We start from the raw sequence: 13,906 nt of genomic DNA on the forward strand, positions 1-13,906 counted from the left end.
GACAGTATATTTATTTAGAGTCTAGCAATCTGGGTAGGTATTACAGCGTTTTCAAGTAAATAAACCACGGGGTAGGGGCACGGTATTGCCCATTGGTGTCAACTTCTGCTCAAACCCCTTTAAAACCTCGTTTCCAGCCTCTGGCTGGAAATGCTCCTGCGGCTCTGCCGCCAGTCTTGAGGCGGAGCCTCACATTAGGCATTCCCAGTCTCCGACTGGGAACGAGACAATCTCTAAAAGCTTGTTATCGCAGGCTTTTACCGGAAGTTGACACCAATGGGCATTGCCGTGCCCCTACAAAAATCTGTGGTTCATTAACTGAAAATAGCTGTAAGTTGGGAATAACTTGGGAATTGAGAATAACTAGGAAATAACTCGGTAATAACTTCAGACAGCTTGGGACTGAACTTGTGATTGAGCATTGTTTCATGGAATTGTCAACTATTTAAAAGCAATTCTGATGAAACGTAAACAAGCCGAATTTATTCTGACAGTATTGGGTGTTGCTGAAGTTGTGGCTACTTTCTACACGATTTATCCACCTGTAGCGATCGCACTAACTCCTTTGGCTATTTACTGCTTGATAATCATTTATAACAATGACGCAAAGAACAGCAAAAATAAACCTAATGCCTAAGAGGATGTTTGAAAAGTCATGATTGATGTATCAAATATTTTTTACCCCACCCTAACCCTCCCCTTATAAAGGGGAGCCACTGCGTTGGGCGGCTTTGCCGACTTGAAGCATGTGGCGTGAGGGAACCGGATTTTCTTATTTCCCCCCTTTATAAGGGGGGATTAAGGGGGGTAATAATTCGATTAAAATCACAACATACCACTTTTCAAACAACCTCTAAAGGTGTAGTTATACAAAAAAAGTCTGCTTTGATGGGTTGATTTTAAGCGATGTCTACAACGGGCTACGCCTACGCACTACTCATTTCAAGTGCGTAGGCGTAGCCCGTTGTAGACATCGCCTTTTCAACTTGATCATTTCACCTTTAAACGTCATCGTTCAAGCTCAGAACTCGGAAGGCCAACCTTTTTGCTCGGAACTTCCTGCTCAGAACTCGAAACATTGAGCTAGGAGGCTGGTAAATCTAAGCTTTGCTGAAAAGAGATTAGTATTTCATTCAATGCATCCATGTCAATTAAAAATGCATCATGTCCGTGGGTTGACTTTAGCCACGCCAGTTGAGCATTAGGGATGAAATTTGCCAATTCTTGTTGTTCTACTGGAGGATAGAGGATGTCAGAATCAATTGCGACAACTAGAGTCGGTTGCTGGATGCTTTGCAGAACAGATTCATAATCTGATAAATTAGGACTTGTGCGATCGCGTGCAACATCGTGGCGATCCATTACGTGGGTGAGGGTGATGTAAGTGTTGGCGTCAAATCGTTCTGTTAGCTTTTGACCCTGATGCTGTAAGTAACTGGCTATAACAAACTGCTCAGATGCATCATACTGCCGTCCAAAGCGGGTTGTAAAACTATCCCAAGAACGGTAAGTACTCATCGCCATCATCCGCGCCACTGCTAATCCTTGGTTTGGGGGCGCATCCAGCGTATATTTCCCTTCTTGCCAGTTTGGATCAGCATAAATTGCCTGTCTTTGGGCTTCACTTAATCCAATACACCAAGCGGAATGTCTTCCAGAAACAGCGATGGGTGCGATCGCTTTCACCTTTTCTGGATATAATAACCCCCACTCCAGTACTTGCATCCCACCTAGCGATCCGCCAATTACTAACCGCAGAGATTGAACACCCAGGTATTCTAGTAGTGTAGCTTGCAGGTGAACCATATCTCGGATTGTAATCTTAGGGAAGGATACACCATAAGGATTTCCCGTTATTGGGTTGATAGTAGTTGGCCCAGTTGTGCCGTAACAACTTCCCAAAATGTTGCTGCACACAATAAAATCGCGTTCTGGATTGAAAGCTTTCCCTGAACCAAACAAAGGTTTCCACCAATCATCAGCGTCAGCCGAACCAGTTAAGGCATGACAAATTAGTACCCCATTATCGCCTTGAGCATTTAACTGTCCCCAGGTGCGATAAGCAACGTGAACCCCAGTTAATGCTTCGCCCCCTTCAAGTTGAAATAGCACCGTCATCTGGTAAAACTGGGTTTGCGGTGAGATAAAGTCTGAGTAGATCATATCTAGAATTGTGTTCAAGAGGCAGTAGACATAGGGGAGCAGGGGAGAATGGTTTGGAGCTGTAATTCAGGGAATTAGTATGAAATTAAACTCCAAACTCCTAACTCCAAACTCCTAACTCCAAACTCCTAACTCCAAACTCCAAACTCCAAACTCCAAACTCCTAACTCCTAACTCCTAACTCTCCTCTATTTTCACTTGCCGAAATGCCTGCTCAAAATCCTCTTTGATATCGTCGATATGTTCAATTCCCACTGATACCCGCACCAAATCTGGTGTCACACCTGCTGAAAGCTGTTCCTTATCACTTAGTTGTTGATGGGTTGTGGAAGCGGGATGAATAACGAGGGTTTTAGCATCACCAACATTTGCTAAATGACTCGCCAATTTTACATGATTAATAAAAGCTTTACCTGCCTCCATTCCACCTTTGATGCCAAAGTTTAAAACTCCCCCAAAGCCATGCCGGAGATACTTTTTCGCTCGTTCATGAGATGGGTGATTAGGAAGTCCCGGATAATTAACCCATAATACTTGCTCTTGCTGCTCTAACCACTGAGCCAATTCTAGGGCATTGCTCACATGACGATCTACACGTAGGGAGAGAGTCTCTAATCCTTGCAGTAAAAGAAAGGCGTTAAATGGACTCAAGGACGGGCCAAAATCCCGTAACCCCTCGACTCTGGCGCGAATAATAAAGGCAATGTTGCCAAAGGAACCGCTAGGGCCAAACACTTCTTGGAAATTCAGCCCATGATAGCCGGGTGATGGCTCAGTAAACAGGGGAAATTTGCCGTTACCCCAGTCAAATTTACCAGAATCGACAATTACGCCACCAATGGAAGTACCATGCCCACCAATCCATTTAGTTGCAGATTCCACTACAATGTCTGCACCATGTTCAATCGGTCGAGCTAGATACCCACCAGCACCAAAGGTATTATCCACAATTAAAGGTATGCCGTTTTCGTGGGCAATGTGAGCTAAAGCCGCAAAGTCGGGAATGTTGTATTGGGGATTGCCAATGGTTTCAACGTATAGGGCTTTGGTGCGATCGTCGATCGCCTGACGGAAACTTTCTGGCTGATCTCCCTCAACAAACTTGACATTAATACCCAAACGGGGTAATGATACTTTAAATTGGTTATATGTTCCCCCATACAGAAAACTAGTGGAAACAATATTATCACCAGCCTGAGCGATGGTAGTGATTGCCAAGAATTGCGCCGCCTGACCACTAGCGGTTGCTAATGCTGCTACACCCCCTTCTAAGGCAGCAATCCGCTTTTCAAATACATCCGTCGTTGGATTTGCGATCCGGGTGTAAACGTTGCCAAATTCCTGGAGAGCAAACAACCGCGCTCCGTGATCGGCGTCGTCAAAAACGTAGGAAGTCGTTTGGTAAATGGGTACAGCACGAGCATTAGTTCCAGGAGCAGGCTCTTGTCCAGCATGAACTTGCAGGGTTTCAAAACGATATTGTTCAGACATAAGCAGTTATTTTAGTTTCCAATTATACAAGCAAGGAATATAATATTTGAGCGTTGGGTGAGATTAATCAACGGTAATTTGGCAGCCTGACCGTATTTTAATCTAAAATATTTTTGGCACAAAGAATTTTGGCGTTGCATATTTGCGGGATGGGCGGAAAAACCCCCCCGAAATACAAAGGACGGGCTTTTCCGCCCACCCTACAATCATCCCTTGATTCAGCAACGCCAGAATTTTATTTTGCAAAAACCAATAACCTTTCTTCGTAAATGCCCTACCAGTTAACAAAAATTAGAACTGTATAGCTGCTCAAACGGAGAACCTCTGTTACCTCATTGGTATGTCTGATTGAGATAGAAAGCATATTTTTAAAACCTCCTATTGCACCATGAATTATTTTTGCAAGAGGTCTAATATCCTGTACCTTAATCTCTAATGGTGAAGTTGTTATACTTCAAAAATACAATATTACGCGATCGCACCTGTGGAATGTGGGATCAATTAATAGGAAGATCCCGATCTGCAATGCGATTGTTTCGATTTGCAAAAATTAACCCACCCTTTCTTTACAGTAATTTTCAGGTAATTAAACTATAGTGTAGGGGCGCACAGATGTGCGCCTTTACTGCATCTTGGCAAATTTTTTCTTCACGACAATCCAGACCGGAATTGTTACTAGCTAGTACATTGTGGCGAAAGTTTGCCTACCTTAAGCACGGGGCAAAATCCCCTTTTTTTGACACAACAAGAGTTATTATATTTGCGATCGCAACTCATGATTGCCTTTAAATTAGGGTTCTGGAGTATTCTTACTCTAAGATAATGTTAAATTTGTACCCTCGGAATGAGCCTTTTCAACCTATAGCAGGAGGATCATTTCTCATCAAGTGCCTACTATGGAGAACTAGGAAATCAAATTGCAGTATATCTGCCTTTCAATTTATGGACTGGAAGTACAGGTGGAAAAATGGCTATCGACCAAGCCGAGATGAAGCGGCAAAAAACCCTTATTTGTTAGATGAGAGTCAGTTCGAGAACGATCAAGACCGAAAGCTAGCTGAAGAATCTGCAAGGAAGCATTTGGGCATACCTGCACCAACCTTAGACGAAGAGAAGTCAATACTACCTCATGCAGCTTCGCCTGATGAAAACTTTCCATACTAACACCATTTCCAAAAATCTTTGCAACAAATTGGCTGTAGGGGCGTACAGATGTATGTCCCTGATCATGTATCCGTAGCAGGAATTTCGTGAAATAATATAACGCTTGGGCATTTTGTGCCTATGTACGCTCCGCACCATTATAAAATTCGACAAAATGCAGATTTATCAACTTTTCAATCGATTAAACAATAGAAAATCCACTAAGTTACTTACTCAAACAGTAGCTTTAGGCGTAGGTGCTATAGTTCTACTCTCAAGTACTAATGCTAATGCTGCCGAGCAAGTTGTTTTAAAGTATGGTAGTTTTCAGGGGCAAATATCTGTTCAAGAATTAAGTCAGTTTACAGAAACTGGCAAGACTACGCCGACGTTAACGGCTTATTTGCAGGCGGCCCAACAAGACCCCGCAATAGCTCGTAAGGCACTGAAAGCCCCAATAAAAGCCGATCCTGCTTTTTTAAATAGTTTACTGTCTAGCTGGGCAGGGCCGATTTTGGTTGACCAAATTGGTGAGGTAGTTCACCCTCCCACAGGACAACTAGATCAGCAGGCGCTACGGAGCGCTTTAAGTGCATCTATTAAACAAAATGGTGAAGTTACACTGCTTGGAGCCATTCAGAATTATCCAAATACTTCTGTTGAACTTGAAGGAGATCGTCTCATATCTGTTTATAAACGCCTAAGCAATCTTGCAGAACTCCTATGAGGGTTACATTAGAGACAATATAGTTGTCATCAGATGATTGGTTTGGTGCATCGATAGTCGTGAATTTTAGTCATGAGCAGGATTAAGTTAATACTAATTAGTCTATCTTAGGGTTCATACCCTATTACTTAGAAATTCCCTAATCTAAATGTAGAGTTGAGTCTAAGAATAGGAAAAAATTTGTATGACAACCGATGTTTCTAGAGATATAAAGAAGGATGTTAATGGGTCGCTGATAACTGGTGTTCTGCTGAGTATTTTGGGTGTTGTTGCGATCGCAGTGCCTAATTTCACCACCATATTCGCCGAAACTTGGATTGCAGGGATTTTGATTTTCGCCGGATTTACAAAACTAGTTTATGCCACTCAAACCCGCGATCGCGGAGGTTTTATTTGGAAACTTCTATTGAGCGGACTCTATATTGCAACGGGCGTGATGTTGTTTGTTTATCCTTTTACAGGTGTGCTCACACTAACTCTGTTGCTTGGTACCTTTTTGCTGACTGAAGGCACATTCGAGTTAATTCTGGCATTTCAGTTACGTCCGCAACAAAACTGGACGTGGATACTAAGTGATGGCATTATTACGCTGGTCTTAGGCGCAATGATTTGGTTCCAGTGGCCCTTCAATGCACCCTGGCTTATTGGAACACTAGTTGGGATCAGCATTATTTTCACTGGCATTTCCCGTGTGATGCTGGCGTTGAATGCGCGTTCTACCTCGAATCCTTCTGACCAAACTGCAAAAGCGACTTAGTACAGCATTTCATTAATTCGTAGCGAATTAAATTTGGCAATACGTTGCAATGTTAATGCATCGCACTGCAATGCCAATGCATCCCAATACAATGTTAATGTGTCGGCTGCATTGTGAATGCGTCCCCTTGCAATGCCAATGCATCCCAATACAATGTTAATGCGTCGGCCGCATTGTGAATGTATCCCGATGCAATGTTAATGCGTTCCTCTGCATTAAAAACCCTACCTTTTACCCAAAACTGTACTTAGTAGATGGGGCATGGGGAATAAGGAATAGAAAAAAGCAATTACCAATGCCCAATACTTCTCTACGAGAGGCTGCGCCAACGACTTACCTAGGCTCCGCTCGGCACAAGTCGCTCAGTACAAGTGCCCCATGCCCAAACTTCAAGAGTCAAAGTTTATAAGATATTGCAGCAGCGATGCCTACGCCAACAAAATTGCTAAATTAACTAAGGAAATAAAAATCAAGGCCAGCTAGCTGCAATCAACAATGGTATCTATTGCTACTCCCTTCTCGGATATCCAAAACCATTGGGCACGCTCATTTATTACAGCCTTAGCCCAACGTAGTATTGTTAGTGGGTCGCCTAATGGCACGTATCGCCCCGATAACTCAGTCACCCGCGCTGAATTTGCCGCCATCATCGCCAACGCATTTGGGACAGTTTCCAAGAAGCGGCAGTATGTTCCCTTTGTTGATGTACCCACGAATTATTGGGCAGCAGCCGCCATTCAAGCAGCTTACGAAAAAGCATTTATTAGCGGGTTTCCTGATAAAAGTTTCCGTTCCGCTAACCGAATTACTAGAGTAGAAGTCTTAGTTTCTTTGGTAGGAGGCTTAGAAATTGCCACCAAGGTAAAACCTGACCTCCTCTCACAACTCCCACAAATTTATCAAGATTCTATTCAGATTCCTGAGTATGGTAGAAATCACATAGCTATTGCCACCAGCGCTGGAATGGTGGTTAGTTTCCCAAATGTGAAATTACTCAATCCCAATCTTGCCGCCACCCGTGCAGATGTGGCAGTGATTATTTATCAAGCTTTGGTGTATTTAGGTAAGGCAGAAAAAATTGCCTCTAGTTACCTCGTGCAGCCGCCAATACTGACACCGACACCAATACCAACGCCAATACCCACACCGATACCAACGCCGATACCAATGCCAACGCCAACGCCGACACCTGTCGGTAGCGTTAGGGTAAATCATAGCCGGGAATTCCGGGGGGCATGGGTGGTATCTGTATGGAATGGTGATTGGCCTTCCAAAGCTGGACTTTCTGTTGCCGAACAAAAAGCCGAACTCACCGAGATTACTACTAAATTACAAGCGCTAAACTTCAATGCCTTGATCTTCCAGGTACGACCAGAGGGAGATGCTTTATATGAATCCAAATTAGAGCCTTGGAGTGCTTGGATTACAGGAACTCAGGGTGAAGCACCAGAACCATTTTATGATCCTTTAGCGTTTGCGATCGCAGAATGTCACAAACGCAATATTGAACTTCATGCTTGGTTTAACCCCTACCGCGCTAGTACTTCCACCGACCCAGCCAAAACTGTCCGTCCCCACATAGCAGCTACCAATCCAGAAAGCGTTTATTTGTGGAAAACTCAACGCTGGATGGACCCAGGACTGAAAATAGTTCAGGACAGAGCTTACAACGTAATTATCGACGTAGTGAAGCGCTACGATGTTGATGGCATTCACTTAGATGATTATTTCTATCCATATCCCATCGAGGGACAGTCTTTCCCCGATGACAAAACCTACGCTGCATATAAGGCAGTCGGTGGTACACTCAGCCTTGGCGACTGGCGACGGGACAATGTTAACAAAATGGTACAGCGCCTCTACCAGGGAATTAAAACAACCAAACCCGACGTTAAATTTGGGATTAGTCCCTTTGGGATTTATCGCCCCGGACAACCTGCTGGGATTACTGGGTTGGATGCTTACAATGTGCTGTATGCCGACTCGAAGAAATGGTTAGAAGAAGGCTGGATTGATTATATTGCTCCTCAACTTTACTGGCGCACAGACCAACCACAACAAAGTTATTCGGCGTTGCTAAAGTGGTGGACACAGGTAAATACAAAGCAAAGACACGTTTACGCTGGTAACAATCTGACAGAACCAAGCAACAAGAGTCGGGAGAGTGACGAGATTGAAAAGCAGGTGAAAATTAGTCGTAGCCAAGCTGGACAGTTGTCACTGGGGAATATCTTCTTTAATCTCGGTGTTTTGACAGAAAATAGTCAGGGCATTGCTGATAAATTCCAAAGTCTGCTTTATAACAAACCTGCGCTACCGCCCACTTTGTCTTGGCAGGATACAACACCACCCCCTCCACCCATTGGACTACAAGTCAATAACCGCAAACTAAGTTGGCAGCCCGGAGATAATCAGCCAGTTCGTTCTTGGACACTTTATCGACAAACTGGCGATACTTGGACAATTGGGCGAATTTTGTCTGCTGGCACAACCTTCGCTACCGTCCAACAAGCGGGAACCTATGCCGTGTGTGCGGTGGATAGATTAGCGAATGAGAGTGTGGGAACAGTTATTACAGTGAGTTAAACAAAACCCGGATTTCTCACAAGCCATAAAAAATCAATTTACATGACCTGATGTAAGACTTTTTTTGATGTAGCAGTGGACACAATACTGCTCGGTTAAGAATATTTGTAGGTTGGGTTGAACGGAGTGAAACCCAACAAACCCCGCAAAATGTTGGGTTTCGTTCCTCAACCCAACCTACTTGGACAATTGGGCGATTTTTGTCTGCTGGCACAACCTTCGCTACCGTCCAACAAGCGGGAACCTATGCCGTGTGTGCAGTGGATAGATTGGCGAATGAGAGTGTGGGAACAGTTATTACAGTTATATAGTTGAACAATTAGTGTGATTTGAACCATTGAGTGGCCAAAACTAGCTTATGCAAGACTCTAGACAAGAAATAAATGCCAGAGCTTCTATGAATTTAGAACAGCGAAGGAATTGGTATTCTCCCGTTGCTGATGTTTATTACAACGCAAGACCGCACTATCCAAAGGAACTAATCGATCGGTCTGTCGCTTTAGCCCAACTTGACTCAGATGCATCGATTCTTGAGGTTGGTTGTGGTCCAGGAAATGCGACGGTAGCTTTTGCTCAATTTGGTTTTTCAATGACGTGTCTTGAGCCAAACCAAGATTTTTGTCATTTGGTACAACGCAACTGTGCAACCTATCCAAACGTTGCAATCCACAACACCTCATTTGAGGAGTGGGAATTGGAGGCAAAACAGTTCAATGCCGTTCTATCTGCTAATGCCTTTCACTGGATACCGTCAGAGATTCGATATGCCAAGGCAGCGACGGCATTACGCGACAACGGGTTTCTCATCCTGCTATGGAATTTGAGCGCTGAACCGAAATACGAAGTTTACCAAGCGATCGAGGAAGTGTATCAAGCCTATGCTCCCTTATTTGTCCGGTATGAAGGTGCCGAAACTCAAGCGGAAATTTTGAGAGGGTTTGAACAAGACATTCTAGACTCTGGTTATTTTAAGGAGTTGGCTAGTGAGCAAATCGCGTGTGAGGTTACGTACAGCATCGATGACTACCTTAAGCTATTAAGTACCTATAGGAGACTGGAGCCAAAGGCGAAGGAGTTGCTATTTGCAGGATTGCGGGAAAAGCTGAGGAACTTTGGAGACAGTGTACACCTCTCGTTTCTTTCTGCTGTTCACGTTGCCCGAAAAGATGGATAAGCTGTATCAAGCAACCCGCGATCGCGTATTAGCAGAATCAATTATTTAACCTCAATCGCCAATATAAATTACTAACATTATTTCATTCTCTAATCGGAAGACTGACAAAAAGACTCTAAAGGATTGAGCTACAGTCAACTAGCTGTATGATTAATTTACATATTGACTCAGGTAGATTACCGACTTTGGGCGGTGGAATCATGGGTATGCCAGCATCACCAAAGCTTGTCCATGATAACTGGATGGAAAATTAGGGATTCACCTTTGGGTAGATTTAGACAGAATGATCAAAACTGTATATTTGGATGGTGTAACACATAATGTGCCACAAAACCTCGTACCAAATCAGTAATTTCAATATCAACAGATGCAATTTTGATTGAATTCTAGTTAATTTATTCCTTAAGTCCCTCATCAGCCATGACATCCCCTGAGCCTCAAACTGATTTTGGAGACAAACCTCCACAAAGCTCATTTGAGCCACCTTCTGGAAAACGGCGGTGGCTTTGGTTATTTTTACCTGCACTACTATTATTAGGGGGCGGAGCAGCTATAGTTTGGCGTTTGCTCACTCCGCAAAATTCAGCACCTTCAACTGCTAATGCTCCACCTCTAGGGGTAAGAGTCAAAATATCGACAGTACAAAGCGGCCTAATTGAGGAAAGTTCAGATTTTATTGCTAGCCTCAAGTCCCAGCGCTCAGTCATACTCCAGGCGAGGATTCAGGGCCAAGTTACCCAGATATTAGTCAAATCGGGAGATTCAGTCGGTGAAGGAGCGGCAATTCTCCAAGTAGATTCTACGCCACAAGCAGCGATCGCTCTTAGGAATGGTGTGCCTCAAGCATTTTTAATGCAACTGGCAAATGCCCGCGCTACACTCAATTATCTGGAAGCACAACGACCATCCTACGTTGCAAATGTGCAATTGTACCAGCAGAACTACGAAAAGTTTGTCACCCTAGCTGAGGAAGGAGCCGTGTCTCGACAGACTAGCAATCAATATGCTGATAGACTCGCCACTGCTAAAACTAGTCTTGATGCAATTGATTCCAGGATTCAAGCACAACGAGCCACTATATTGCAGGCTGAAAAAGCCTTGCAGCAAGCTAATGTAAATATTCCAAAACAACAAGTCCCACTCCAGTCTGACAAAATTACCGCTCCCTTTGGTGGCACAGTTGGCAACATCGCCGTGAAAGTAGGTGATTTAGTTAATACTTCCACACAATTAGTTAATCTCACGCAAAATCGACCTTTAGTAGTTAACATCTCTGTGCCACTACAGCAAGGGCCCCAATTGCGTAAAGGAATGCCAGTGGAGGTGATGAACACACAAGGTCAGAAGCTTGGTAGAAGTAGGGTATTTTTTATTGCACCTAATGCCAGTAATGAAACTCAAGGAATACTGATCAAAGCACTTTTTAACAACCCTAACGGTCAGCTACGCGCAGATCAATTGGTAAGGGCTAGAGTGTTCTGGAATCAGCGTCCCGGAGTTTTAATCCCCACAACAGCAATGACTCGTATCGCTGGGGACACTTTTGTTTATATAGTTGAAACAGAAAAATCTCCCCAAGGTGTATCCCAACAAGTAGCTCGGCAAAGGCGAGTGAAGCTAGGCGAGATCAAAGGTAATAATTACCAAGTTATTGAAGGATTACAGCCAGAAGATAAAGTTATTATCTCAGGGTTGCTTAATATCATGGATGGTGTTGCGATCGTTCCAGAATCTTAATTAAGGGGAGTAGAGAGAAGTCTCAATCTTGTCTTCTACCAATCTCCATCTAAGAGCGTTAACTATAGCGATCGCTCCTACCCTGCGGGTACTCCGTTGGAGAACTCGTAGAGTAGCCGCTATACCTCTATGTATGCAATACACTCTGACCTCACTTTTATTCCTTTCTCCTAAAAGGAAAGTATTGGTGACAGTTTAAGATATAATTCGTTTTGTTAATAGTGATTACGCTGTAAATTATCCATACTATTGAGTATCTAATTAAACTTTTAGGACAAAAATGAACGATGATTTTAAATATGATGCGTAGGCGTATCCCGCAGTATGCATCGCCGGTTGAAAATTTGTGTTTCCAACCTCTATTTTGACTTAATTTTAAGCACCATTACTTATTGACAAATGGTTAATGACCTTAACTAAATGGTTAATGATCTTAATTAAATGCTTAATGATCTTAACTTGTCACCAACGGGTAAAGGTCAATTACTTGATTATGTAAAGGAGATAAACAATTATGTCAGTGCAAATCATCCAATCTAAACGTGGTTTAGTTTTAACTTGTTTACTTGGACAGATAATGTTGTTTGCTGCGCCAGTACAAGCTGGAGTGCAGGGCAAAAGCTACAATGTCAATGTTAATTCGAGTCTGAGAGATAATTTTACTGCTTGTTTTGAATTTGACTCCAACGGTATCCTACGCTTTCTTGGACAAAATGCTACTTATACCACTTCTAACAATGAGACAAATTGGCAAGCAGTCACAAAACCACCTTCACCATTAGTAAGTATTGCACTTAACGGTGAAGTACAAGGAGACTTTGTTCCAGATCGGACGATAAGTGGTAATGCGATGAATTCCAATGGTACTACTTTTACATTTAATGGAACACTCTTATCTCAGCCAACATGTCCGACTGAATTGCCGCTAAGTCCAACAGATCTTCAATTCGGGAGAAGTCCAGAAAATCCCTTCTTAAAATAATTTAATCTCCGCAGATATGATAAACCAGATAAGCTTTTGGTTAACAAAGACAGACAACTTATAAAAGATGTTTGTAGACTATGGTCAAGACAATACCTGCGTCAAAGAAGAGGAAAAGGGGCAGGGGAGCAGGAGGCAGGGGGAGAAAGATTCTGGAATTCCCCAGCAATCAAGGGTTTCAGAGCAACTAAATTTATTTATGAGGTCTTCTCCACTGCCCCCTCTTTTCCTCTTCGATGACGGTTACTTGAAGTCGCTGGCGGGATTTTGGCTTAAATGAAGTTGGTATTCTACCAGCGATCGCTAAATTTAATTTTGGTACAGTACTTGAACAGCAGATAATTACTTTGGTGAACCAAAATAAAACCAGATTAATCTATGGCATCAATAGCCGGAAAAGTTGCAATTATCACTGGTGCATCGCGGGGAATTGGACGAGCCATTGCACTGAAGTTAGCTGGTAACGGCGCATCTGTTGTCGTTAACTATGCGGGTAATGCAGGCAAAGCACAGGAAGTTGTTGCGGAAATTGAAAAGTTGGGAGTAGAGGCGATCGCTATCCAAGCTGATATTAGCAAAATACCTGACATCCAACGGTTATTTCAGCAAACACTGGAACGTTTTGGTAAAGTCGATATTTTAGTCAACAATGCCGGAATCGCCTTCTATAAGCCAATTACTCAGGTGACAGAAGAAGATTTCGACGCAATTTTTGCCATTAATGTCAAAGGCACTTTTTTTACTTGCCAACAAGCCGCGCAACACATGGCAGAAGGGGGACGGATTATCAACTTTTCCTCATCAACTACGGTGATGATGCTGCCAACTTATAGTGCCTATGTAGCAACCAAGGGTGCTGTTGAACAAATCACGCGGGTACTAGCTAAAGAATTGGGTGCAAAAGCGATCGCAGTCAATGTTATTTCTCCTGGCCCCACCGATACAGAACTATTCCGAGAAGGCAAAACACAAGAACAGATAGATCATTTAGCCCAAATGGCTGCTTTTGGCAAACTGGGAGAGGTGCAAGAAATCGCCGACGTAGTAGCATTTCTCGCTAGCGACGAAGCCAGGTGGATCACTGGGCAAAACATCCGTGTAAACGGTGGAATCGCGTGAGATGATCAAAGCTCTCCTAATAAGGGA

General features: G+C 43.3%; 13 protein-coding genes. 11 read left to right on the forward strand and 2 right to left on the reverse strand.

Features of this window, described 5'->3' with window-relative positions:
- Window positions 1–95: 95 nt before the first annotated feature.
- Together V7K30_RS17465 and V7K30_RS17470 are read left to right on the forward strand one after the other, a co-directional pair.
- Window positions 96–374 carry a hypothetical protein gene (locus V7K30_RS17465; protein WP_335001300.1) on the forward strand — a complete coding sequence of 93 codons (279 nt, stop codon included), beginning with the start codon at window positions 96–98 and terminating at the stop codon, window positions 372–374.
- 86 nt (window positions 375–460) lie between these two features.
- A complete protein-coding gene (locus V7K30_RS17470; RefSeq protein ID WP_335001302.1) occupies window positions 461–637 on the forward strand; it encodes a hypothetical protein in 177 nt (58 codons plus the stop codon).
- 446 nt (window positions 638–1,083) lie between these two features.
- Here V7K30_RS17470 and metX read toward each other — a convergent pair whose 3' ends face one another.
- A complete protein-coding gene (metX, locus tag V7K30_RS17475) occupies window positions 1,084–2,163 on the reverse strand; it encodes a homoserine O-acetyltransferase MetX (RefSeq protein ID WP_335001304.1) in 1,080 nt (359 codons plus the stop codon).
- A 177-nt stretch (window positions 2,164–2,340) separates the two neighbouring features.
- On the reverse strand, window positions 2,341–3,654 hold the full coding sequence (locus V7K30_RS17480) for an O-acetylhomoserine aminocarboxypropyltransferase/cysteine synthase family protein (protein ID WP_335001306.1): 1,314 nt from the start codon (window positions 3,652–3,654) through the stop codon (window positions 2,341–2,343).
- 942 nt (window positions 3,655–4,596) lie between these two features.
- On the opposite strand from V7K30_RS17480, the gene V7K30_RS17485 reads away from it, so the two are divergent.
- The 9 genes from V7K30_RS17485 (at window position 4,597) to V7K30_RS17525 (ending at window position 13,879) form a co-directional block, all read left to right on the forward strand.
- Complete coding sequence (locus tag V7K30_RS17485) at window positions 4,597–4,818, forward strand: bromodomain-containing protein (protein ID WP_335001308.1); 222 nt, start codon at window positions 4,597–4,599, stop codon at window positions 4,816–4,818.
- A gap of 154 nt (window positions 4,819–4,972) precedes the next feature.
- Window positions 4,973–5,524 carry an alpha/beta hydrolase gene (locus V7K30_RS17490; RefSeq protein WP_335001309.1) on the forward strand — a complete coding sequence of 184 codons (552 nt, stop codon included), beginning with the start codon at window positions 4,973–4,975 and terminating at the stop codon, window positions 5,522–5,524.
- Window positions 5,525–5,708: 184 nt separating this feature from the next.
- The gene (locus V7K30_RS17495; RefSeq protein ID WP_335001311.1) at window positions 5,709–6,281 is read left to right on the forward strand and encodes an HdeD family acid-resistance protein; all 573 of its coding nucleotides are present in this window, start codon (window positions 5,709–5,711) and stop codon (window positions 6,279–6,281) included.
- A gap of 495 nt (window positions 6,282–6,776) precedes the next feature.
- Complete coding sequence (locus tag V7K30_RS17500; protein ID WP_335001313.1) at window positions 6,777–8,867, forward strand: glycoside hydrolase family 10 protein; 2,091 nt, start codon at window positions 6,777–6,779, stop codon at window positions 8,865–8,867.
- 126 nt (window positions 8,868–8,993) lie between these two features.
- Window positions 8,994–9,182 (forward strand): hypothetical protein, encoded by a 189-nt coding sequence (locus V7K30_RS17505; RefSeq protein ID WP_335001315.1) that lies wholly within the window; start codon window positions 8,994–8,996, stop codon window positions 9,180–9,182.
- Window positions 9,183–9,225: 43 nt separating this feature from the next.
- On the forward strand, window positions 9,226–10,041 hold the full coding sequence (locus V7K30_RS17510) for a class I SAM-dependent methyltransferase (RefSeq protein WP_335001317.1): 816 nt from the start codon (window positions 9,226–9,228) through the stop codon (window positions 10,039–10,041).
- A gap of 420 nt (window positions 10,042–10,461) precedes the next feature.
- A complete protein-coding gene (locus V7K30_RS17515; RefSeq protein ID WP_335001319.1) occupies window positions 10,462–11,778 on the forward strand; it encodes an efflux RND transporter periplasmic adaptor subunit in 1,317 nt (438 codons plus the stop codon).
- A gap of 514 nt (window positions 11,779–12,292) precedes the next feature.
- Complete coding sequence (locus tag V7K30_RS17520) at window positions 12,293–12,760, forward strand: hypothetical protein (protein WP_335001321.1); 468 nt, start codon at window positions 12,293–12,295, stop codon at window positions 12,758–12,760.
- 378 nt (window positions 12,761–13,138) lie between these two features.
- Window positions 13,139–13,879 carry an SDR family oxidoreductase gene (locus V7K30_RS17525; RefSeq protein ID WP_335001323.1) on the forward strand — a complete coding sequence of 247 codons (741 nt, stop codon included), beginning with the start codon at window positions 13,139–13,141 and terminating at the stop codon, window positions 13,877–13,879.
- The last annotated feature ends 27 nt before the right edge of the window (window positions 13,880–13,906 follow it).

The sequence above is a fragment of the Nostoc sp. genome (assembly GCF_036917655.1).
Lineage (GTDB): Bacteria > Cyanobacteriota > Cyanobacteriia > Cyanobacteriales > Nostocaceae > Nostoc.

What these genes read in the sequence shown, in the direction of transcription:
- metX (WP_335001304.1), bottom strand. Translation starts at nt 2,163, where the DNA reads ATGATCTACTCAGACTTTATCTCACCGCAAACCCAGTTTTACCAGATG.
- V7K30_RS17515 (WP_335001319.1), top strand. Translation starts at nt 10,462, where the DNA reads ATGACATCCCCTGAGCCTCAAACTGATTTTGGAGACAAACCTCCACAA.
- V7K30_RS17490 (WP_335001309.1), top strand. Translation starts at nt 4,973, where the DNA reads ATGCAGATTTATCAACTTTTCAATCGATTAAACAATAGAAAATCCACT.
- V7K30_RS17500 (WP_335001313.1), top strand. Translation starts at nt 6,777, where the DNA reads ATGGTATCTATTGCTACTCCCTTCTCGGATATCCAAAACCATTGGGCA.
- V7K30_RS17520 (WP_335001321.1), top strand. Translation starts at nt 12,293, where the DNA reads ATGTCAGTGCAAATCATCCAATCTAAACGTGGTTTAGTTTTAACTTGT.
- V7K30_RS17470 (WP_335001302.1), top strand. Translation starts at nt 461, where the DNA reads ATGAAACGTAAACAAGCCGAATTTATTCTGACAGTATTGGGTGTTGCT.
- V7K30_RS17510 (WP_335001317.1), top strand. Translation starts at nt 9,226, where the DNA reads ATGCAAGACTCTAGACAAGAAATAAATGCCAGAGCTTCTATGAATTTA.
- V7K30_RS17495 (WP_335001311.1), top strand. Translation starts at nt 5,709, where the DNA reads ATGACAACCGATGTTTCTAGAGATATAAAGAAGGATGTTAATGGGTCG.
- V7K30_RS17485 (WP_335001308.1), top strand. Translation starts at nt 4,597, where the DNA reads ATGGACTGGAAGTACAGGTGGAAAAATGGCTATCGACCAAGCCGAGAT.
- V7K30_RS17480 (WP_335001306.1), bottom strand. Translation starts at nt 3,654, where the DNA reads ATGTCTGAACAATATCGTTTTGAAACCCTGCAAGTTCATGCTGGACAA.
- V7K30_RS17525 (WP_335001323.1), top strand. Translation starts at nt 13,139, where the DNA reads ATGGCATCAATAGCCGGAAAAGTTGCAATTATCACTGGTGCATCGCGG.